We start from the raw sequence: 20,202 nt of genomic DNA, 5'->3' as shown, positions 1-20,202 counted from the left end.
GCCCGAGCCAAAGCCATAACGCGGATAGGTAATGCAGGGGAGGAACGCGGGAATACATCAGGTTGCGCCTTGCGCACAACTGCTTGGCACTGTGCTACGACATTGGGACGATCACCCGTTTGCGTTACGGCTTGTCCTTCTCTCATCCATGATTTCAGCAACCGACGGCTCAAGCCATCGAGGCGCTTTGCAAGGTTAGGTCATGACTGTGGATTCGTCGAAAAAAAACTGCGGCGTGGCGCCCGCCAGGCTCAATGACGGGCGCCCTGAAGCGGCTGATCAGCGATTGAAGCGTTCTACCAACGCATATTGTGTGGCCGCCGTATTGGTCAGCTCCTTGCTCAGGTCTGTGGATTGATGGGCTTGCATCGACGTCTGGTCAGCCAGTTCGGCGATGGTGGTGATGTTGCGGCTGATCTCCTCGGCGACCGCGCTTTGTTCCTCGGTGGCGGCGGCGATCTGGGTAGTCATGTCGGTGATATGGGACACCGCTTCGCTGATGCCGACCAATGCCTGGTCCGCTTCGAGCACCCAGGCCACGCCTTCCTGGGCCTGGCGTTGGCCGTTTTCCATGCTTTGCACGGCGTTGTTGGACGAGGCCTGCAGCTGGGTGATCAGGGCATGGATCTGGGTGGTGGACTGTGAGGTGCGTTGCGCCAGTGAACGCACTTCATCGGCCACCACGGCAAAGCCACGGCCTTGTTCGCCAGCACGGGCGGCTTCAATCGCAGCATTGAGCGCCAGCAGGTTGGTCTGGTCGGCGATGCCTTTGATCACGTCCACCACGCTGCCGATTTCGTCACTGTCCTTGGCCAACTGCGCGACGGTGGCGCCGGTCTCGCTGACCACCGTCGACAAGCGCTCGATGGCTTGGCGGGTGTCGCGCGCCACTTCACGGCCACGCCCGGTCAGGACGTTGGCTTGCTGGGTGGCGTCGGCCGTGCGCTGCACATGGCTGGCGACTTCCTGGGTGGTCGCCGCCATCTGGTTGACGGCGGCCGAGACCTGCTCGGTTTCGACGCGCTGGCGGTCCAGGCCTTTGGAACTGGCGGTGGCCAGCTGATCGGATTGCCCGGCCAGCGCGCTGAGTTGTTCGGCGCTGTCCTGCAGGCGGGTAAGGCAGGTCTTCAGGCGGGCATTCTGGCTGAGGAACGCAGTTTCCAAACGGGCCTGGGGGCCACTGGCGTCGCTGTACATCTGGGCGATCAAGGCATCCGAGGTGGAGGGCTCGACACCCGCCAGCAGGCGCAAGGTGCTGCCTTGGCGTACGCGTGAGCAGAGCACGCCCACCGGTACGGCGACGGCGACGGCTACCGCAATGGCGATCGGTGCGCTGAGGAACAGCCCGGCAAGGCTGCCGGCGATACCGGTGGCCATGTACGGTACGGCACTTAGCAAAGCCGGCAGCCAGGTGTCCTGTAGCGGCGCGCCGGACTTGCCTTGGCTGAGACGGCGATACAGGGCCTGGGCGCGGCGGATTTCATCGGCGCTGGGCTTGACCCGCACCGACTCAAAGCCCACGACTTCGCGGCCGTCGAAGATCGGCGTGACGTAGGCGTTGACCCAATAATGGTCGCCGTTTTTCGAGCGGTTCTTGACGATGCCCATCCACGGCAGGCCCTGCTTGAGCGCACGCCACATGTGGGCAAACACGGCCGGCGGCACATCGGGGTGACGCACGATGTTCTGCGGCGCGCCGATCAGATCGGCGCGTTCAAAACCGCTGATCTCGACAAAGGCGTCGTTGCAATAAGTGATGCCACCGTGAATATCCGTGGCGGAGATTAGTTTTTGCGTAGGCGCGAGTGAAATCTCGCGTTGTGTTACGGGCTGGTTGTTGCGCATTCCGACTACTCCCTGGTTGCATACAGTCCATCGGCGCCAACGTGCAGAAGATTAATCCACATTGGCTATTTCGCCAGCCATTGGTCAAAAGCCTGAAATTAATCGACGAAAAACCCCATAATGGCGGCCATTTTTGTTTAGCCCGTTATTCTGGTGTGCCCTCATGGAAATCAAGGTCAACTTTCTCGACAACCTGCGGCTTGAAGCCAAGTTCGATGACTTCACGGTGATTGCCGACCAACCGATTCGCTATAAGGGCGACGGTTCGGCACCGGGGCCATTCGATTATTTCCTGGCATCGTCGGCGTTGTGCGCTGCGTACTTTGTGAAGCTGTACTGCCAGACCCGCAATATCCCCACCGACAATATCCGCCTGTCCCAGAACAACATCGTCGACCCGGAAAACCGCTACAACCAGATCTTCAAGATCCAGGTCGAATTGCCGGCGGATATCTGCGACAAGGACCGCCAGGGCATCCTGCGTTCCATCGACCGTTGCACCGTGAAAAAAGTGGTGCAGGCCGGGCCGGAGTTTGTCATCGAGGAAGTCGAAAATCTCGACGCCGACGCCCAGGCGTTGTTGATGCCCGGTAGTACCTCGCAAGGCGGCACCTACATCGCCGGCAAGGACCTGCCGTTGGAACAGACCATCGCCAATATGTCGGCGATCCTCGCCGGGCTGGGGATGAAGATCGAGATCGCGTCGTGGCGCAATATCGTGCCCAACGTGTGGTCGTTGCATATCCGCGATGCGCATTCGCCCATGTGCTTCACCAACGGCAAGGGCGCGACCAAAGAGGGCGCCCTGGCGTCGGCATTGGGCGAGTTCATCGAGCGGCTCAACTGCAACTTTTTCTACAACGACCAGTTCTGGGGTGAGGAGTTGGCCAACGCGCCGTTCGTGCACTACCCGGACGAGCGCTGGTTCCAGCCTGGCCCCAACGACGAACTGCCGACCGAGATCCTCGACGCCTACTGCCGCAAGGTCTATGACCGCGAAGGCGAGCTGCGTGGTTCGCACCTGTTCGACACCAACTCTGGCAATGAAGAGCGCGGCATTGTTTCGCTGCCGTTCGTGCGCCAGTCCGATGGCGAGGTGGTGTACTTCCCGTCCAACCTGATCGAAAACCTCTACCTGAGCAACGGCATGAGTGCGGGCAACACCCTGGCCGAAGCCCAGGTGCAGTGCCTGTCGGAGATTTTCGAGCGGGCGGTCAAGCGCGAAATCATCGAAGGTGAATTCGCCTTGCCGGACGTACCGGCCGAGGTGCTGGCCAAGTACCCAAGCATTGTGGCGGGCATTGAAGGCCTGGAAGCCCAGGGCTTCCCGGTGCTGGTCAAGGATGCCTCCCTGGGCGGTGAGTTCCCGGTGATGTGCGTGACCCTGATGAACCCGCGCACCGGCGGTGTGTTCGCCTCGTTCGGCGCGCACCCAAGCCTGGAAGTGGCGCTGGAGCGCAGCCTTACCGAACTGCTGCAAGGCCGCAGCTTCGAAGGCTTGAACGACTTGCCGCAACCGACCTTCGAAGGCCAGGCGGTGACGGAGCCGAACAACTTCGTCGAGCACTTCATCGACTCGAGCGGTGTGGTGTCGTGGCGCTTCTTCAGTGCGCAGTCGGACTATGAATTTGTCGAGTGGGACTTCTGCGGCGAGGGCGAAGACTCCAACGCTCAAGAAGCGGCGACCTTGTTCGGCATCTTGGAAGGCATGGGCAAAGAGTCCTACATGGCGGTGTACGAGCACCTCGGCGCCACCGCATGCCGCATCTTGGTTCCGGACTACTCGGAAATCTATCCGGTGGACGACCTGATCTGGGACAACACCAACAAGGCGCTGTTTTTCCGTGAGGACATCCTCAACCTGCACCGCCTGGACGATGACGCGTTGCAGGCGTTGGTCGAGCGCCTGATCGAAAGCGAGCTGGACGACTACACCGATATCACCACCCTGATCGGCATTGAGTTCGACGACAACACGGTGTGGGGCCAACTGACCATCCTGGAGTTGAAGCTGCTGATCTTCCTGGCCTTGCAGCAATACGAAGAGGCCAAGGAGTGCGTGGAGATGTTCCTGCAGTACAACGACAACACCGCCGACCGTGGCCTGTTCTACCAGGCGCTGAACGCGGTGTTGGAGATGGAACTGGACGACGACCTGGTATTGGCGGACTACGAGGCCAACTTGCGCCGCATGTTCGGCAATGAGCGGATGGACGCGGTGATCGGCTCGGTCGATGGCAGCGTGCGTTTCCATGGGTTGACGCCGACCAGCATCAAACTGGAAGGGCTGGACCGGCATCTGCGCTTGATCGAGAGCTACAAGAAGCTGCACAGCGCACGGGCGAACATTAAGTCGAACTGATCGCTTGTAGCGGGGCGCTGGCGTGTTGTGGTGAGCCGGCCTTCTGTGGTGAACGGGCTTGCCCCGCGCTGGGCTGCGAAGCCGCCCCAATAGCAAGCACCGCGTAGCATCAGCAAGAACCCGATCGCCTGGTTTAGGGCGGCTTCGCCACCCAGCGCGGGGCAAGCCCGCTCACCACAGAAGCCTGTTCACCATAAGTCCCCCTGCTCACCACACAAGCCTGTTCACCATAAGTCCCCCTGCTCACCACACAAGCCTGTTCACCATAAGTCCCCCTGCTCACCACACAAGCCTGTTCACCATAAGTCCCCCTGCTCACCACACAAGCCTGTTCACCATAAGTCCCCCCGCTAACCACACAAGCCCGCTCCCCCCCACAAACCCGGTAGCGCAGTTAGAGGTGGGCCAGGGCTTGTGCCAGGTCTGCCCGCAGATCCTCTACATCCTCAACCCCCACCGACAACCGCACCAGCCCGTCGCCAATCCCCAACTGCGCCCGCGTAGCCGCCGGGATGCTGGCATGGGTCATGATCGCCGGGTGTTCGATCAGGCTTTCCACGCCGCCCAGGCTTTCGGCCAGGGCGAAGATCTTCACGTTTTCCAGAAAGCGTGTGGCGCCGGCCAGGTCGCTGTTCAGGTCCACTGAAATCATCCCGCCAAACCCGCGCATCTGTTGGCGGGCCAAGGCGTGCTGTGGGTGGGAGGCGAGGCCGGGGTAGTGCACCCGTGAGACCTGCGGCTGCTGTTCCAGCCAGGTGGCGAGGTCCAGGGCGTTGCTGCAATGACGCTCCATGCGCAGGGCCAACGTCTTCACGCCGCGCAGGGTCAGGAAGGCGTCGAAGGGGCCGGCGATGGCGCCCACGGAGTTTTGTAGAAAGCCCAGGCGTTCAGCCAGTTCGGGGTTGTCGCCGACAACGGCAATGCCGCCGATCACATCGGAGTGGCCATTGAGGTATTTGGTGCTGGAGTGCACCACCACGTCAATGCCCAACTCCAGCGGGCGCTGGATCCATGGGCTGGCGAAGGTGTTGTCGGCCACGCAGATGATCCCGCGATCCCGGCAGATGCGTGCGATGGCGGCCAGGTCAGTCAGGCCCAGCAGCGGGTTGCTTGGGGTTTCGACCCAGACCATGCGCGTGTCGTCTTGCAGCGACGCTTCAAACGCCGGTACATCACTCAAGTCGACAAAGCTGAAGCGGTGCCCGGCGCTGCGTTGGCGCACCTTGTCGAACAACCGGAAGGTGCCGCCATACAGGTCATTGCCGGAGACGATGTGCGCGCCCGCGTCCAACAATTCCAGCACCGTGGAAATCGCCGCCAGCCCGGATGCAAAGGCAAACGCCTGGCTGCCGCCCTCAAGGTCCGCCACGCAACGCTCCAGGGCGAACCGCGTGGGGTTGTGGGAGCGGCCGTAGTCGAAGCCTTTGTGCACGCCGGGGCTGTCTTGCAGGTAGGTGGAGTTGGCGTAGATCGGCGGCATCAGCGCGCCGGTGGTGGGGTCGGGGAATTGCCCGGCGTGGATCACACGGGTGGCAAACGCGCTTTTATCGGGCTGGCTCATGCAAGGGATCTCCGCAGATGGTTGAGCAGGTCGACGCGGGTGATCAGGCCGTAAAAACCGTCTGCGTCGGCAATGATGGCGACCAGACCGCGATCCAGTTCGGCTTGCAGTTCGATCAGGCTGGCGCTGGGGGCCAGGGTTTGCAGGCTGTCGGTCATGGCGCTGGCGACGATCATCGTGAAGTGCGCGGCATCGTGGTGCAGCCCCAGCAGGATGTCGGACTCATCGATCACCCCCACCAGTTCGCGGCCGTTGACCAGCACCGGCAATTGCGACACATCGGCCAGGCGCATGCGCTGGAACGCGGTGAGCAAGGTGTCGTCGGGGCTCACGCTGATCACGCGGCCGTCTTCGAAGCGGCGGGCGATCAGGTCGCGCAGGTCGCCGTAGTGTGTGTAGTGCAGCAGGCCCGCGTCGGTCATCCACTGGTCGTTGTAGACCTTCGACAGGTACCGTGTGCCGGTGTCGCACACAAAGCTGACCACGCGCTTGGGCGTGGTTTGTTCGCGGCAATAGCGCAAGGCTGCGGCGAGCAGCGTGCCGGTGGAAGACCCGCCGAGAATGCCCTCGGCCTTGAGCAGTTGGCGGGCGTGATCAAAGCTGTCTTCGTCGCTGATGGAATAGGCCTGGCGCACGCTCGACAGGTCGGCAATCGACGGGATGAAGTCCTCGCCGATGCCTTCCACGGCCCATGAGCCAGGGGTGATCAACTGGCCGCTGCGGCTGTATTCGGCCATCACCGAGCCCACCGGATCGGCCAGGACCATTTCCAGCTGCGGTTGCACGCGCTTGAAGAAACGGGTCAGGCCGGTGAGCGTGCCTGCCGAGCCGACGCCGACCACAATGGCATCCACGTCATGCTGGGTTTGCGCCCAGACCTCCGGCGCAGTGCTGGTTTCGTGAGCCTGGGGATTGGCCGGGTTGTTGAACTGGTCGGCGAAGAATGAACCGGGAATGTCCTGGGCCAGGCGCGCTGCCATGTCCTGGTAATACTCGGGATGGCCCTTGCCTACATCGGAGCGGGTGATATGCACCTCGGCGCCCATAGCCTTGAGGTGCAGCACCTTTTCGGTGGACATCTTGTCCGGCACCACCAGTACCACGCGGTAACCCTTGGCCCGGCCCACCAGTGCCAGGCCCAGGCCGGTGTTGCCGGCAGTGGCCTCAATGATGGTGCCGCCGGGGCCCAGGCGACCGTCGCGTTCGGCGGCGTCGATCATGGCCAGGCCGACGCGGTCCTTGATGGAACCCCCGGGGTTCTGGGACTCCAACTTGAGCAATAGCGTGCAGGGGCCGGTATCGAAGCGGCTGACGCGAACCAGCGGCGTGTTGCCGATCAGTTCCAGTACCGCGGGTCGTGAAGGCGTAGGCATGTCATCACCTGGGGACGCAGAGGAGACATGAAACACTAGGTCGGTATTGGGTGCGTCGCAACCGAGCGGTCGGCTGCCTGTCTGTTTTTGGCGCATGGGCGACGCTGTGCCTGTGGCGAGGGTGCGCGCCCTGGCCACAGGTGTACGGCTTAGCGCAGTAGCCTGTCGAGTTGGGTCACGGTGGCCTCACTGGCGCGCTGCATGGGGGCGCGCAACTCGCTGCCAATCAAGCCCTGCAACGCGAGCGCGGCTTTCACTGGCGCCGGGTTGGGCTCGATGAACATCGTGTTGATCAACCCCAGTAACTGGAAAAACGTAGTGCGGGCCTCGGCCAACTGGTTGTCGCGTACCTGCTGCCAGAGCGCCACAAACTGCTCGGTGTGTACATGGGCCGAGGCAGCAATTGCGCCTGACGCCCCCAGGCACAAGGCATTGAAGATCTGGATATCCTCGCCACACAACACATCCACCTTGCCGCTGGCCAGCAACGCCAGGGTATTGCCCAGGTTGCCGCCACAGTCCTTGATCGCCACGATGCGCTCATGCTCGACGATGTTGAGTAAGGTGGCCTGCTCGAAGGTCGCGCCGGTGCGGTACGGAATGTCGTACAGAATGATTGGCACGCTGGACGCATCGGCCACTGTGCGGAAGAACGCTTCAAGGCCCGCCTGGGATGGGCGGATGTAACTCGGTGCCGGCACCAGCAAACCCGCCACCGGGCGCTGGAGAACTTCGGCCTGCAATTGCAACAGTTCGCGCTGGTTATTGCCCGCCAGGCCCATCACCACGCGATGGGCGGGCACCCATTGCAATACCGCATCCAGCACGTCCAACTGTTCCTGGCGGCTGAGCGACGCGGCTTCGCCAGTGGTGGTGCAAACCATGATCCCGGCCACCTGCTTTGCCAGCAGGTGGCTGACCAGCCGGTGCAGGCCGATAACGTCGATGGCACCGTCCTGAAACGGTGTCACCACGGGAACCCAGATACCTTGAAACGATGACATGCACTTACTCCTGAAGGTTGACCGATCAAGTCACCGTCAGAGGGGCATGGGCAATTGTGCAGGGGGAGGAGGGAGTCCGCGCTCAATGTCCTGTCAGCTCATCTGACGGGACAGCGCGCCCCGATCACATGAGCGACTGTTTCTTCGATTTGAGGGCGTGCGCAACGCAACCTTGCGCCTTGGCAATCAAGCCAATGACGGAACGGTTAACGAAAGAGGTTGCGGACATTAGCTGACACACCCTGAAGAAGGGCTCCATCTTCAGGGAATATTACGAGGTGTGTCAACTTGCCTGTGGGCTTTTTATTCGAGGGTGTGGAGGCGCGTGCCTGAGTAGAGAATCGCGCCCTTGCCGGTACTCGACTCGTAGAACCTGGCGTAGTCAGTCAGGACGTAAAGGTGGTACACCCACGTGTACTCATCTTTGTCGACGCTGTAGGACACATTGATGGCCACCCGAAAGGGAAACGCCTCGCTTAGTTATAGTCTTTAAGAACGTTGTCTATGAGGGCTGAGTCGTTTTTCTGGACGGCCAGGATATCGTAGTAATAAATGGTACGAGTGGAGCGCCCGATGTTTTGTTGCCATATGTAGGTCATCAATTGGGACACGATACTCAAATCGCTGGTGCGAATAACGACTTCGCCGAAGTTGTCAAATACTGTCCAGTCGCAATAGCCGGCTGCTTCAAGTGTGTTGAGCGTGTGTGCGTAGCCGGTTCTTTGGTACTCGTAATCGTATTGGCATTCGAAAAAAAGCATGGGGTTATGTTTTTTAATCACCGCCATGGACGAGTCCAGGACATCGTAGTCGAATCCATCGACATCGCTTTTCAAAATGCGCACGCTGGATGCTTCGGGGATCAGTTCATCCAGGGGAGACGAGAGGATGCCGCCATCATTGTGTACGACGGCATGTTTGGTGCCATCTTTTCCATCGAGTGATACGTTGGAAATGTTTTTCCCGACCAGCGCTTTTATGGTCTGAACGTTAAGCTGGGGAATGAAGGCTTTTATTCTTGAGACATTCTCTTCCAAGTGCCGATAAAAAGAATCATCGGCTTCAATGCAAATATAATGTGCCGTCGCATTTTTCTCGGCCATGCCTGCCAATGAATCGCCGATATTGGCGCCGATATCTACAATCGTTTCCGAGTCATCGATGTAGCGTGTCAGGTGCGGAAGAAATCGATCATATTTAGCGTGCGTTTTTTGATATTCGGGCAATAAATGGTGCGAAGGGAGTTTGATTGAAAAGTTTCGGTATTTGTAGTTGATAGGAATCTTTGAATGCTTTCGAAGTTTTCTGATTATTCTGTGGGAGATCTTTGAAAGCAGGCTTGAGCTGTTATGAGTGGTTTTTGTTGTGCTAGCGTGCGCTTCACTTTCCATCGATAAGCTCTCCGTCTTGTATCTTCTTTGTATTCTAATGTAGGACGGATCTTACGCGCAGGGCCCTCACGTGGGAAGCGCAGTTAGGCAAGCCTCTCAATGTCGATCTGGAGAGCTCAATGCCATCCCGAGCCAGGTGCGGCACAGGCGCGGTCCAGCGTGTGCACCCCTGCCGAGCCCTTGGGAGCATTGCACTGGTAACTTCACGGTGACGGCAAAATACGCGTTCTGAGGCGACTGCGGGCCACAGAAACAGCGTGGCCCGCAATCGTCGTGCAGCGACCGCTCACTGACGATCCGACCACACCGCGAGCTCATACCCGTCCGGATCTACGAAGTGGAACCTGCGCCCGCCTGGGAATGAAAAGGTCTCGCGGCTTATCAGCGCGCCTGCGGCCTTGAGCCGCTGCTGCACACCTTCCAGATCATCGGCATACAGAATCACCAGCGGGCCACCCGGTCGAACGGGCTCTCCCGTGGTCAACCCACCCGTCAGCCGTCCGTCGCTGAATTCGGTGTAGGCGGGCCCGTAGTCCACGAATGTCCAGCCGAACACTGCGCCGTAGAAGGCCTTGCTGCGGGCGATGTCGCCTACGTTGAATTCGATGTTGTCGATCTGTCGGTCTTGCCCACGAACGCTCATGGTTGCCTCCTTGGCTGATGATTGAAGCGCGAGTGTAACGGTTCTCGCGCCGGACTGAGTTACCATGCCGCCGCGAAATTCCCGCCGACCCCTCTGGCCACCTATGTCCACCAACGCGCTGTACACCGACCTGTCCATCTATTACGACCTGATGTGTGCCGACATCGACTACCGCGCGCAGAGCCACAGCGTTCGTCGCTTGCACCAATTGTTCGGCAATGACGGGCGCCGGCACCTGGACCTGGCCTGTGGCACCGGGCCCCACGTGCGTCACTTCCTCGATTTCGGCTACCGCAGTTGTGGGCTGGACATCAGCCAGTCGATGCTGGACCTCGCGCAACTGCGCTGCCCAGAGGCACGGTTCAGCCGCCAGGACATGGCGGGTTTCCAGGTCGACGAACCCCAGGACCTGATCACCTGCTTTCTCTACTCCACTCATTACAACGCCGGGCTCGCACAACTGAGTGCATGCCTGACGAGCGTGCACGGCGCACTCGCGGAAAATGGCGTGTTCTGTTTCAACGCGGTGGACAAGCTGCACATCGACAACCGTCTGCTGGTGCGTCATAGCGTTGAGTGGGAAGGCAGCCACTTCACTTTCGGATCCGGCTGGCACTACAGCGGGGAGGGCGAGCAGCAGGCGTTGCGCCTGAGTATCGAGAAGACCACGGCGGGCGTGACGCAGGCTTGGCAGGACGAGCACGCGATGGTCGCGCTAAGTTTCGTCGAGCTGCAGCAACTGTTGCAGGCGCATTTTGAAGTGCAGGTTTTTGAACATGACTATGAGCGGATTACGCCTTGGGGTGGTACGACCGGGAACGCGTTGTTTGTGTGTGTGAAGCGCTGAGGACGCGGCTGTGCTCGGTTGTTATGGCTTACCCGCCGCCGTCGCGGGCAAGCCTATACCGTTTTTTAAGCCTGACGCGAAAGCACCGCCGCTGCGCTTTTTTCTTCTGAACCCACATCATGCAGCGAGATCCTCGACGTCTCCGGCAACGCCAGCCCGCCTGCCAGTGCCAACAAGGCCACGGCAATCAGGTAAAACGCCGGTGACAGGTTGCTGCCAGTGGTGCTGATCAACCAGGTCGCCATCAGCGGCGCGGTGCCGCCGAAGATCGTATAGGCCATGTTGTAGGTGATCGCCGAGGCGGTGTACCGCGTGCGCGTCGGGAAGGTCTCCGATAGCAACGCTGCCGTGACCACCCCGCACAACACCGCCCCCACCGCGAGCAACATCACCCCCACGATCGACGCCGCGAACGAGCCGGAACTGGCCATCAGGAACGACGGATACACCACCACCATCAGCAGCACACACGCCGTCATCACCGTGACCCGACGCCCCACCCGGTCCGAATACAGCCCCGCCAGCGGGCAGATCGCCGCAGCGAAAATCAACGCAATCAGCGACACCAGCAACGCCACCGCCCGACTCAGCCCGCCCGCCACTTGCAGGTACGTCGCAAAGTAGGTGGTGAACATATAAAACGACAGCGCGGTCAGCGACACAAAGGCGCCCAGGCAGCAGATCGCCGCACCATGGTTGCGCAGGGTTTCCTTGAGCGGAGAGTGGGCGACCGCGTGTTCCTGCTTCACGGCCTGGAAGGCCGGCGTCTCATCCAGCTTCCAACGCAGGTAAAGCCCGACCAGCCCCAGCGGCGCGGCGATCAGGAACGGCAGGCGCCAGCCCCAGTTGCCCATTGCCTCGGCGGACAGCGACGCTTCGAGGGCGTACGCCACCACCGCAGCAGCGGCGAATGCGGAGAACGTCGACACTGGTACGAAACTGCCGTACCAGGCGCGTTTGTCACTGGGGGCGTGTTCCATCAAGTAGGCGCAGGCCCCGGCGTATTCACCGCCGGCGGAGAAGCCCTGGGCGCAGCGGATCAGCGACAACAGAATCGGCGCCGCGACGCCGATGGCCGCGTACGTGGGCAGCAGGCCGATCAAGGTGGTGGCGCCGGCCATCAGCAAAATCGTCATCGCCAGCGTGCGTTTGCGCCCGATGCGGTCGCCGAGCATGCCAAAGAAAATCCCGCCCAACGGCCGGAAAGCGAAGGCCACGGCAAACACGGCGAAGGTCTTGAGCAGCGCCGCGCTGGCGTCGCCGCTGGGGAAAAATTGCTGGGCGATGGTGGTGGCGAGGAAGCCGTAGACAGCGAAGTCAAACCACTCGACGAAGTTACCGATGCCGGCGGCGATGATGACCTTTCTCAGGGTTTGGGGGCTGACCTGTTCGGTGGATGAGTTCGTCATGGGGGAAGGCCTCGGGATGCGCAGGGGGATGCCTGATTATCCGAGGCGGTGGGCGGGCGGCGGGGTTCAAAAGAGTCCTCCGCGTAGTCAGCAGCGACTTCAGCGCGCTTGCCCGGCCTTGACTGGCGGCGCAGCGGCCTTGCGGTACGTCAGCAGCACAATACCTGCGACGACGATCACGCCGCCCGCTACCTGGCCGACGCTGAGCATTTGATCGAGCACGAGCCAGCCCATCAGCAACGTCGCCAGCGGCTCAATGTTCATGACCGGCGCATTGCGCGGCATATCCAGGCGCGGCACCGACATGAACAGCACGATAAAACCGGTGCCATAGAGCACCACCAGCGTCGCCAGTGCCAGCCAACCCGTCAGGCTGGCTGGCGGGTTCAGGCCGTCGGCAAGGGCGCCACTCCAGCCCGCAAGGTTGACGCTGCTGAACACGATGAAGATCGTCAACAGGCTGCGCACCGAACCGCGTACCTGGGACAACTTGTGATCGGTGATCCACAGCGCGCAGGCGAACACCAAGGCGGCGCACAGGGCGAGGGTCACGCCGAGCAGCCATTGCGGGCCGATGTCGGCGTCGGCTGAGAGCCGGCCAGGGACGTCCAGCACAAACACCAGGCCCACCAGAATCAAGCCCATCAACAGCGCGGTGCGAACCGTCGGGCGCGGGCCGCCGAATGCCCAGGTCAGCAGTGCCAGCAAAATCGGGAACACGTTGGCCACCAGCAACGCCAGCGCGACCGGTACGCGGGCCACGGCGGAGTAAAGGCACAGGCTTTGGGCGGTGATGAGCAGCCCCAACAGCAACTGCCAGCGCCATGCCCCCGACGGCAGGCGCAGGCTTTGGCGTTGCCAGAGCACCAGCGCGCCCAGCACCAACAAGGTGCCGCCGGAGCGCAGCAAAATGGCCAGGAGCACACCCGCGCCATCGTCGAAGGCTACGCGCGCGGCGATGTGGTTGCCGGCGAAGGCACAACCCATGCAGAGCAGGATCATTACGGCGATGTGGCGCGGGAAAAGGGTGGGAGCAGGGGCTGTCATGGTAAGGGCTCGTGCAGTGGCGGCCATCGTCGGGGATGGTCATTTATTTTTAGGTTGTCGTACAACTTCATGACGGGTTTGTAGCGTGTTTAACGGGAATGGGCAAGGGCGGTTTTCTGCGGGATGGCGGCGGGCTTTGTTTTTATGGAATTAATAAGGTGTTTTAGGTGGTTTCATTGAAGAAGAGATAGACAGGGTCAAGCAGTAGAGATCGTATGACTTCAAGGGCCGATTGAGTCATTCGCCATGCGCGACCTTGGGGCCTGTTTAACCTTCTAGGGTTCTGGCAAGCGGTCGCGCAGTGCATAGGTGCAATGTCTAACTAGAGCGTCGGTATTCGGTCCAACGCACAATTGCGCTCCATTTTCGGCTCTCGGGCCATGGGGACGCGCGCGCCTGAATCCACATTGAATATGTCAATGTGACAACCGCTCAGCGCGCCTGGGCTGTCGACAATTCCACCCTTGATCACGTAGCGGGCGCCCGGCGCAAATTCGCTGACAAAACCTACGCTGCACGAGCGATTGGCATTGGCCAAGCCGCGCATCACCAAGTGCAGCGGCCTGCCGGCTTCAATCGGAAAGAAACCCTCCGGCGTCGATACATTCTTAGAAACGGAAACCAACTGCCCTCCCGGCGCAGTCACTACGGTTCTGCCGTATTTGCATCCCACTTGAGGCGCTTCGACCAGGGACACGCTGTTTCGATAATTCTCCAACGACACCAATTCGCTCCGGATAAGCGCCTGAGGCGCCCCCGCAGGCACAAGGTATTTTGGCGCTGGGGCGCAGCCTGTAAGCAGCAGAAGTGAACACAGGTAAAGAGGCTTCATAATTTCCTTATTGATGTCGGTAAACCGCAGTGGTTTCTATCTACCAAGTTTTTCGCAGGGGCACCACGCAAGCAGCGTCAAACCTGCGCAGCGATACTGGCTTTGCTTTGGAACATGGCGGTGTCGGCTTTGAAAATCAGATCGTCCAGAACTTCGCCATCTTCCGGATACCAGGCAACCCCTAGGCTGGCGCTGACCTTGATCTGGCTGTTTTTCCATGGAATGGGCAGGTCGACGGCCTTGCAGATGTCATGGGTGATGCGCTGGATGTCACCTCTGTGATGCGCGCCGTCGAGCAGCACTACGAATTCGTCACCGCCCATGCGCGCGGCTATTTCGAACTCGCGAATATTGGATTTGATGGCCGTGGCTACATGGATCAGGATGGCATCGCCTGCCTGGTGGCCAAAACGATCATTGATCTGCTTGAAGTGATTCAGGTCGATATAGCACAGGGCCAGATGTTCTCCACGGCTCTTTGCGGCCAGCAGCTTCTGACTAGCAAAGGGAATAAAACTATTGCGATTGGGTAAGCCAGTCAGGCTGTCATAGAAAGCCAGCTTGTGTACTTCCTCTTCGGCGAGTTTGCGCAACTTGATCTCGTTGCGCAGATGGCGCTGGGCATTCAACAGAACCAGCGCGAACATCAGGACAAGCACACAGCCGATACTGATCAGCACAATGGTCTTGCGCAGCCGCTCGACGAGCTGTGGCGGGTTGGGATCGTAAATGAAGTTTTCCAGACCGGCGATATTGTCGACCATACCCAGTTCGAGGAAGGTTTCCGCCATACGTTGCCAGCGCCCTGGGTTCATATGACCGATCTCGATCAGGTCAGATACCACCAGCGGACGCATGGCCTGAGCTTCGAATTGCAAGTGCGCGCGACTTTTCTCCACCGAATACTGATTGAGTAGCAGGTCTATGATTTGCTCGGGGTTATCCATCGCGTAGCGCCAGCCGCGCAGGGTAGCGCGGCGGAAGGCCTCGACCCGCTGTGGATGTTCGTCAATCTCGGCCTGGCTGGTGAACAGGATGTCGCTGTAGAAGTCGATCCCGTAGGTGGCGGGTGAGATGATGTTGTATTCCACGCCCCGCTCTTGCAGGTAGAAGGGCTCGTTGGTCAGGTACGAGTTGAACGCCGTCACTTTACCGCTGGCTAGATCGCCAATTTGATAACTGCTGGGCAGCAGTTGTAGTTTTTCGAGGGGTATACCCTCGCTACGGAACATCGCCAGAAAATCGGCATCGGTCTGTGCATCCATCAGCATCAACGGCTTGTTGATCAGGTCGTGCACAGTGCGAACACCTTGGTCTGTGCGAGCCACGAGCACGGAAGGGGAATGCTGAAAAATCACCGCCAGTGCTACCAAGGGCTTTCCGTGCAGGCGTGCGTAGAGCAACTCACTATTGGCTTCGCCGTATTGGGCACGCCCAGAGAGCACTTCTTCGACCGGTGTGACATTGGGGCCACCTTCGTGCAAGCGCACGTCCAGTCCTTCTTCGCGGTAATAGCCCTTTGCGATGGCGGCATAGTAGCCCGCGAACTGGAACTGATGTTTCCAGCGTAGCTGGACATCAATCACCTCTTCGGCGCCATTCTGTTGAGGGCCAGGGCCAGGGCCAGCCCACGCAGCCTGATCCCAGAGCAGCACAAAACACAGCAGTTGAAGCAGCCGAACCAGGAGAAGTCTCTTCGGCGGGCCTGGCGTGTTAGAACAGCAACAGAGGCTGGGCATGGTGATAGTCCGTGAATCGCGCTTATCGTTGAGCATGCAACGCGTGGTGCGTGATTGTGACATCACTCATGCGGGCCCAGCAATCGCGCGCCACGATAACCAAAGCGGCCGTGATCCTCGCTTGCGGCGTGGTTGGCGTTTGCTTCCCTACGGCCTTCAACACAATATCGAGCCCGGCGATTAAGCGGGGCTCGATCCCCTCCGATCACGGATGAAACCGCCTCCCCAGCGCATCCAGCCTCACCGCAATCGGCGGCAGTTGCTCGCTGCTTCTGGCCAGCAGTTCCACATCGTCGACCGTGCTTTGGGCGATGCCCTGCACCGACTGCAACCGCCCGACAATCTCCAGGTTCGCCGCTGTCTGTTCCCGCGTGGTGGTGACAATGCGCCCATTGAGTGCATCGATTTGCGTAATGTCATTGCCCACCGCCCTGAGCATTTCCACTGCGACCTGGCTGTCTTCGACACAGCGTTCCACGCCTTGGCGGCTGTCGTGCATGGCGGCTACCGCCTCGCGGCTTCCTTGTTGCAAGCCTTCAATGATGGTTCTGATTTCCTGGGTGGATACCGCGGTGCGTTGCGCCAGGCTGCGTACTTCATCGGCGACCACCGCAAACCCACGACCTTGTTCGCCGGCGCGGGCGGCCTCGATGGCGGCGTTGAGGGCGAGGAGGTTGGTCTGGTTGGCAATGCTGCTGATCACTTCGAGCACCGAGCCGATTTGTTCGGCCTGCACCGCCAGGCCTTGCACGGTCTGGTTGGTGCCTTCCAGGCGGGTGGCCAACTGGGTGATTTCGTGTTGGGCACGGCCGACGCTTTCCTGGCCGCGCAGGATTTGCTGGCTGGCAACACCGGCGTGTTCCACCGCGTGTTCGACGTGCACCGCAATGTTGCCCATGGCGTGTTCCATGCGTTGCATGGAGCCGGTCATTTCGCTGATTTCTGCCAACTGGTGCCGCGCACCTTTTTCCAGGGTGCCGCTGGCATGGGCCAGTTCCTGGCCGAGTTGGCCGAGGCCGTGGGAGTCGCGGGCCACTCCGTCGATCAGGTGCGTAATCTGTTGCAGGAAGTGGTCGAAGCGCTTGGCGAGAGAGACCCGAGCCTTGCCTTCGCCCTTGACCGTTTCCACGGTGAACTGGGAGGTCACGGCGAGCATCTTCTCAAGCATGTCCTGGCTTTCGACCGCTTCGGCCTGGCTGTGTACGGCGAGGTAGAGCAGCGCTACGGTTTCCATCACCACGTAGAAGGCATGCACGAACACCATGCTCCAGCCGCCGTGGTGTTCCATCACGAACACCGGGAAGCCTTGATGCTGCAAGGCATGGAAGACCAGGTGGTGCACGGCGATGGTGAGAGCGGCCACCAGGATCGGCAGCCAGTCGCGGTAGAACGTCAGTACCGCGAGCAGGGCGAAAATCCCGAAGTGGGATTCGATCACGCCCTGGGCCTGGTTGATATGCAACGCGGCCATCACCATCAGGCCGGCGCCGAGCGCGCAACGCATCACGCGGGTGCCGCCGAGGGCGCGGTAGAGCGCGGTGAGCACCAGACTGGTGCCGCCACCGATCACAACGGCTTGGATCAGCGTGTCATGCCAGAAGGCCAGGCCCAGTGAGAACAGGGTCATCAACCAGATCAAGGCCAGCATGATGCGGTCGGCCTTGCGGTAGTGCTCCAGGAAACGCGCGCGTACAGGCATTCACTCTTACTCCATGTGGTCTAGCCAGGAACAAAGCATGCGGCGTGCCATGACGGCGCGCGGGTACAGAGCTAAGCAGGTATCAGGATTTTTCAGGATCAGGATGCCAAAAGGCTTATCGGCATTTGTGGTGGGGACTTTAAACGCCATTGCATTCAGCCAGGCGAGCGAGCTTGCCACAATGCGAGCAAAGGCTGCCCGAGCGGGCAGCCTTGATGACGATCAGAAGCTGTACTTGGCCGTCAGCATCATGTTGCGTGGGGCGCCGTACGAGTCGCCGCCGTAGCTCACGGAGTTGGCAATCGACGAGTAGTAGCTGCGATCAAAGATGTTGTTGGCGTTGAGCTGCAGGTCCAGGTACTCGTTGACCTTGTAGCCGGCCATCAGGTCGGTGACGGCATACGCGCCTTGCTGAAGACGGTAGGTGCTGCCATCTGCCAGGGCGATGTCGTTGTACATGCGGCTCTGCCAGGAGATGTTGCCGCCCACGCGGAATTTTTCCAGCGAACCTTGGAGGTTGTAGCGAGTGGTCAGCTTGAACAGGTGCTCCGGGGTGTCGGTGTCGTACTGCTTGTTGACCTTCTGCGGGCTGGCTTCGTCCTTGATGGTATGGGTGCGCGCGTAGGTGTAACCACCGCCGACCTGCCAGTTTTCAGTAAGGGCGCCTTGCAGTTCGAAGTCGATACCCTGGCTGCGAATCTCGCCGGAGGCTTCATAGCACTCGGTCTGCGGGCAGTTTTGCACGGTCACTTGCGTGGCGCGGTTTTCTTGGTCGACGCGGAACAACGCCACGCTCGCGTTCAGCGCGCCATCCAGGTATTCGCCTTTGACGCCGACCTCGTAGTTCTTGCCGACGATGGGCTTGACCGGGGTGCCGGACGTGTCCTTGGCGCTCTGCGGCGTGAAGATGTCGCTGTAGCTGACATACACCGAGTGATGGTCGTCCAGCTCGTAGATCAACCCCGCGTAGCGCGTGAGGTTGCGGGTGACCTTGTAGTCGCCGCTATTGCTGCCGTGGGCATCGTAGTCATACCAGTCCAGGCGCCCGCCGAGGATCAACTTCAGCGGGTCGGCCAGGCTCAGGCGCGTGGTCACGTAGACGCCGTCCTGGGTGGTGATTTCGCGGGTGTCGGTGGTGTGCACGAAGTCCGGTTTTCCGGCGTTGATCGGCCATTTGGTGTCGTATGGGCTGTAGTCGTGGCTGGTCATGTCGTAGATGCGGCGGCTGGCGCCGACCACCAGTTCATGGGTGCGCCCGAATGCCTGGAACGGGCCACTGACGAAGGCGTCGACACCGGCCTGGTTTTCGTCGTAGGCGGCCTGGTAGACCGTGCGCCCCAGCGACTTGTCCGCCGCCCAGCGCGATTGATAGGAGCCCGAGAACAAGGCTTTCTGCTCGGCGTAGTTGGCGTTGACCTGCAGTTTCCAGTCGTTGGCCAGGTTCTGGCGCAGTTCGGCGAAGACGGTGTTGATCTCCTGGTCCTTGTTTTCCCAATCGGTGCCGGGGTTGTAGGAGCGCGGCAGGTCCAAGTGATGGCCGTCCTGGCCGATCATCGACGAGCCCCAGAAGTAGTTGGTCTTGTCCTTTTGGTTCGAGTAACCGAGGGTGAGGGTGGTGTCTTCGCTCAGGTCGGCTTCGGTGACGGCGTAGAACAGGCCGTGATATTCCTCGGCATTGTCGATGAAGCTGTTGGCGTCGCGGTAGGAGGTCACCACCCGACCGCGCCAGGTGCCGCTGTCATTGAGCGGGCTGGACGCATCCAGCTCGCCACGGTAGTCGTCCCAGCTGCCGGCGGCGCCGGTGAGGGTGACTTTCTGCTCATCCAATGGCCGCTTGCGGATCAGGTTGATGGCGGCCGACGGGTTGCCCGCGCCCGTCACCAGGCCAGTGGCACCGCGCACCACTTCAACACGGTCGAACATCGCCAGGTTCGGCTGGGCACCGACGGAAACGCCGTTGTAGCCGCTCGGGATGCCGTCATACATCAGGTTATCGATGTCGAAACCACGCGAGGTGTAGGACTGCCGGCCAGGGCCATTGGAGTAGTTCAGGAACAGCCCGGGCGTGGCGTTGACCACGTCGTTGATGCTGGTCATTGCCTGGTCATCCATGCGCTGGCGCGTGATCACGGTGACAGCTTGTGGGGTTTCTCGCAGGGTCAGGGGCAGCTTGGTCGCGGTTTTCATCGCGCCAGTGGTGTAGGACTGCGTGCCTTCAGTGGTCTCGCCCAACTGCTGCTCGCCGGAGACTTGGGTGGCGCCCAGTTCCAGCGTGGTGGCCGGCGCTTGGGCATCGGCGGCGAAGGCCACCTGTGAGGTGGCCAGACAGACCGCCAGCGCGATCAAACTGGGTGTAAAACCTTTACCGCCGGGTTGTTGCACTGACATGAAACGGACTCTCCCCTAAGTACCGTCCTTGGCGAATAATAAAGATGTTGATAATTATTCGC

General features: G+C 60.5%; 15 protein-coding genes. 2 read left to right on the top strand and 13 right to left on the bottom strand.

Features of this window, described 5'->3' with window-relative positions; translation table 11 throughout:
* Positions 1 to 279 precede the first annotated feature (279 nt).
* Entirely contained in the window at positions 280 to 1,845 is a 1,566-nt protein-coding gene (locus PspS35_RS15465; RefSeq protein ID WP_159935617.1) for a PAS domain-containing methyl-accepting chemotaxis protein, read from the bottom strand.
* Positions 1,846 to 2,008: 163 nt separating this feature from the next.
* On the opposite strand from PspS35_RS15465, the gene PspS35_RS15460 reads away from it, so the two are divergent.
* Positions 2,009 to 4,207 carry an OsmC domain/YcaO domain-containing protein gene (locus tag PspS35_RS15460; RefSeq protein WP_159935616.1) on the top strand — a complete coding sequence of 733 codons (2,199 nt, stop codon included), beginning with the start codon at positions 2,009 to 2,011 and terminating at the stop codon, positions 4,205 to 4,207.
* Positions 4,208 to 4,601: 394 nt separating this feature from the next.
* Here the strand turns inward: PspS35_RS15460 and PspS35_RS15455 are convergent, their stop codons facing one another.
* The 6 genes from PspS35_RS15455 to PspS35_RS15430 all read right to left on the bottom strand — a co-directional run bounded on the left by PspS35_RS15455 (position 4,602) and on the right by PspS35_RS15430 (position 10,179).
* Positions 4,602 to 5,768, bottom strand: coding sequence for a cystathionine gamma-synthase (locus PspS35_RS15455; protein WP_159935615.1), 1,167 nt, complete (start codon positions 5,766 to 5,768; stop codon positions 4,602 to 4,604).
* Positions 5,765 to 7,141 (bottom strand): cystathionine beta-synthase, encoded by a 1,377-nt coding sequence (locus PspS35_RS15450; protein WP_159935614.1) that lies wholly within the window; start codon positions 7,139 to 7,141, stop codon positions 5,765 to 5,767. The genes PspS35_RS15455 and PspS35_RS15450 overlap by 4 nt, the downstream gene beginning before the upstream one ends.
* Positions 7,142 to 7,290: 149 nt before the next feature.
* A complete protein-coding gene (gene dapA / locus PspS35_RS15445; RefSeq protein ID WP_159935613.1) occupies positions 7,291 to 8,145 on the bottom strand; it encodes a 4-hydroxy-tetrahydrodipicolinate synthase in 855 nt (284 codons plus the stop codon).
* Positions 8,146 to 8,448: 303 nt separating this feature from the next.
* Positions 8,449 to 8,589, bottom strand: coding sequence for a hypothetical protein (locus PspS35_RS15440; protein WP_159935612.1), 141 nt, complete (start codon positions 8,587 to 8,589; stop codon positions 8,449 to 8,451).
* A gap of 32 nt (positions 8,590 to 8,621) precedes the next feature.
* The gene (locus PspS35_RS15435) at positions 8,622 to 9,536 is read right to left on the bottom strand and encodes an FkbM family methyltransferase (protein ID WP_159935611.1); all 915 of its coding nucleotides are present in this window, start codon (positions 9,534 to 9,536) and stop codon (positions 8,622 to 8,624) included.
* A 286-nt stretch (positions 9,537 to 9,822) separates the two neighbouring features.
* Positions 9,823 to 10,179, bottom strand: a complete 357-nt coding sequence (locus tag PspS35_RS15430; RefSeq protein ID WP_159935610.1) for a VOC family protein — start codon at positions 10,177 to 10,179, stop codon at positions 9,823 to 9,825.
* Between the two features lie 103 nt (positions 10,180 to 10,282).
* Between PspS35_RS15430 and PspS35_RS15425 the strand changes: the two genes are divergently transcribed.
* Positions 10,283 to 11,026 (top strand): class I SAM-dependent methyltransferase, encoded by a 744-nt coding sequence (locus PspS35_RS15425; protein WP_174244819.1) that lies wholly within the window; start codon positions 10,283 to 10,285, stop codon positions 11,024 to 11,026.
* Positions 11,027 to 11,091: 65 nt separating this feature from the next.
* On the opposite strand, the gene PspS35_RS15420 is transcribed toward PspS35_RS15425, so the two are convergent.
* From PspS35_RS15420 to PspS35_RS15395, 6 genes are all read right to left on the bottom strand, one after another.
* On the bottom strand, positions 11,092 to 12,435 hold the full coding sequence (locus PspS35_RS15420) for an MFS transporter (RefSeq protein WP_159935608.1): 1,344 nt from the start codon (positions 12,433 to 12,435) through the stop codon (positions 11,092 to 11,094).
* Between the two features lie 99 nt (positions 12,436 to 12,534).
* On the bottom strand, positions 12,535 to 13,482 hold the full coding sequence (locus tag PspS35_RS15415) for a DMT family transporter (protein WP_174244818.1): 948 nt from the start codon (positions 13,480 to 13,482) through the stop codon (positions 12,535 to 12,537).
* A 322-nt stretch (positions 13,483 to 13,804) separates the two neighbouring features.
* Positions 13,805 to 14,179, bottom strand: a complete 375-nt coding sequence (locus tag PspS35_RS15410; RefSeq protein WP_238785873.1) for a hypothetical protein — start codon at positions 14,177 to 14,179, stop codon at positions 13,805 to 13,807.
* 212 nt (positions 14,180 to 14,391) lie between these two features.
* Complete coding sequence (locus tag PspS35_RS15405; RefSeq protein WP_238785872.1) at positions 14,392 to 15,900, bottom strand: GGDEF domain-containing protein; 1,509 nt, start codon at positions 15,898 to 15,900, stop codon at positions 14,392 to 14,394.
* Between the two features lie 358 nt (positions 15,901 to 16,258).
* Positions 16,259 to 17,752 (bottom strand): methyl-accepting chemotaxis protein, encoded by a 1,494-nt coding sequence (locus PspS35_RS15400; RefSeq protein WP_159935605.1) that lies wholly within the window; start codon positions 17,750 to 17,752, stop codon positions 16,259 to 16,261.
* Between the two features lie 222 nt (positions 17,753 to 17,974).
* Entirely contained in the window at positions 17,975 to 20,140 is a 2,166-nt protein-coding gene (locus tag PspS35_RS15395) for a TonB-dependent siderophore receptor (RefSeq protein WP_159935604.1), read from the bottom strand.
* Between the last annotated feature and the right edge of the window lie 62 nt (positions 20,141 to 20,202).

Source organism: Pseudomonas sp. S35 (assembly GCF_009866765.1).
In the GTDB taxonomy this organism is placed as follows: domain Bacteria; phylum Pseudomonadota; class Gammaproteobacteria; order Pseudomonadales; family Pseudomonadaceae; genus Aquipseudomonas.
Note: the sequence above shows the minus strand (reverse complement) of the source record. Positions and strands in the feature narration are given on the sequence as shown.

Excerpts from the sequence above, each read along its gene's own strand:
- PspS35_RS15430 (WP_159935610.1), bottom strand. The coding sequence starts at position 10,179 with ATGAGCGTTCGTGGGCAAGACCGACAGATCGACAACATCGAATTCAAC.
- PspS35_RS15450 (WP_159935614.1), bottom strand. The coding sequence starts at position 7,141 with ATGCCTACGCCTTCACGACCCGCGGTACTGGAACTGATCGGCAACACG.
- PspS35_RS15400 (WP_159935605.1), bottom strand. The coding sequence starts at position 17,752 with ATGCCTGTACGCGCGCGTTTCCTGGAGCACTACCGCAAGGCCGACCGC.
- PspS35_RS15465 (WP_159935617.1), bottom strand. The coding sequence starts at position 1,845 with ATGCGCAACAACCAGCCCGTAACACAACGCGAGATTTCACTCGCGCCT.
- PspS35_RS15460 (WP_159935616.1), top strand. The coding sequence starts at position 2,009 with ATGGAAATCAAGGTCAACTTTCTCGACAACCTGCGGCTTGAAGCCAAG.
- PspS35_RS15425 (WP_174244819.1), top strand. The coding sequence starts at position 10,283 with ATGTCCACCAACGCGCTGTACACCGACCTGTCCATCTATTACGACCTG.
- PspS35_RS15455 (WP_159935615.1), bottom strand. The coding sequence starts at position 5,768 with ATGAGCCAGCCCGATAAAAGCGCGTTTGCCACCCGTGTGATCCACGCC.
- PspS35_RS15415 (WP_174244818.1), bottom strand. The coding sequence starts at position 13,482 with ATGACAGCCCCTGCTCCCACCCTTTTCCCGCGCCACATCGCCGTAATG.
- PspS35_RS15435 (WP_159935611.1), bottom strand. The coding sequence starts at position 9,536 with ATGGAAAGTGAAGCGCACGCTAGCACAACAAAAACCACTCATAACAGC.
- dapA (WP_159935613.1), bottom strand. The coding sequence starts at position 8,145 with ATGTCATCGTTTCAAGGTATCTGGGTTCCCGTGGTGACACCGTTTCAG.
- PspS35_RS15420 (WP_159935608.1), bottom strand. The coding sequence starts at position 12,435 with ATGACGAACTCATCCACCGAACAGGTCAGCCCCCAAACCCTGAGAAAG.
- PspS35_RS15395 (WP_159935604.1), bottom strand. The coding sequence starts at position 20,140 with ATGTCAGTGCAACAACCCGGCGGTAAAGGTTTTACACCCAGTTTGATC.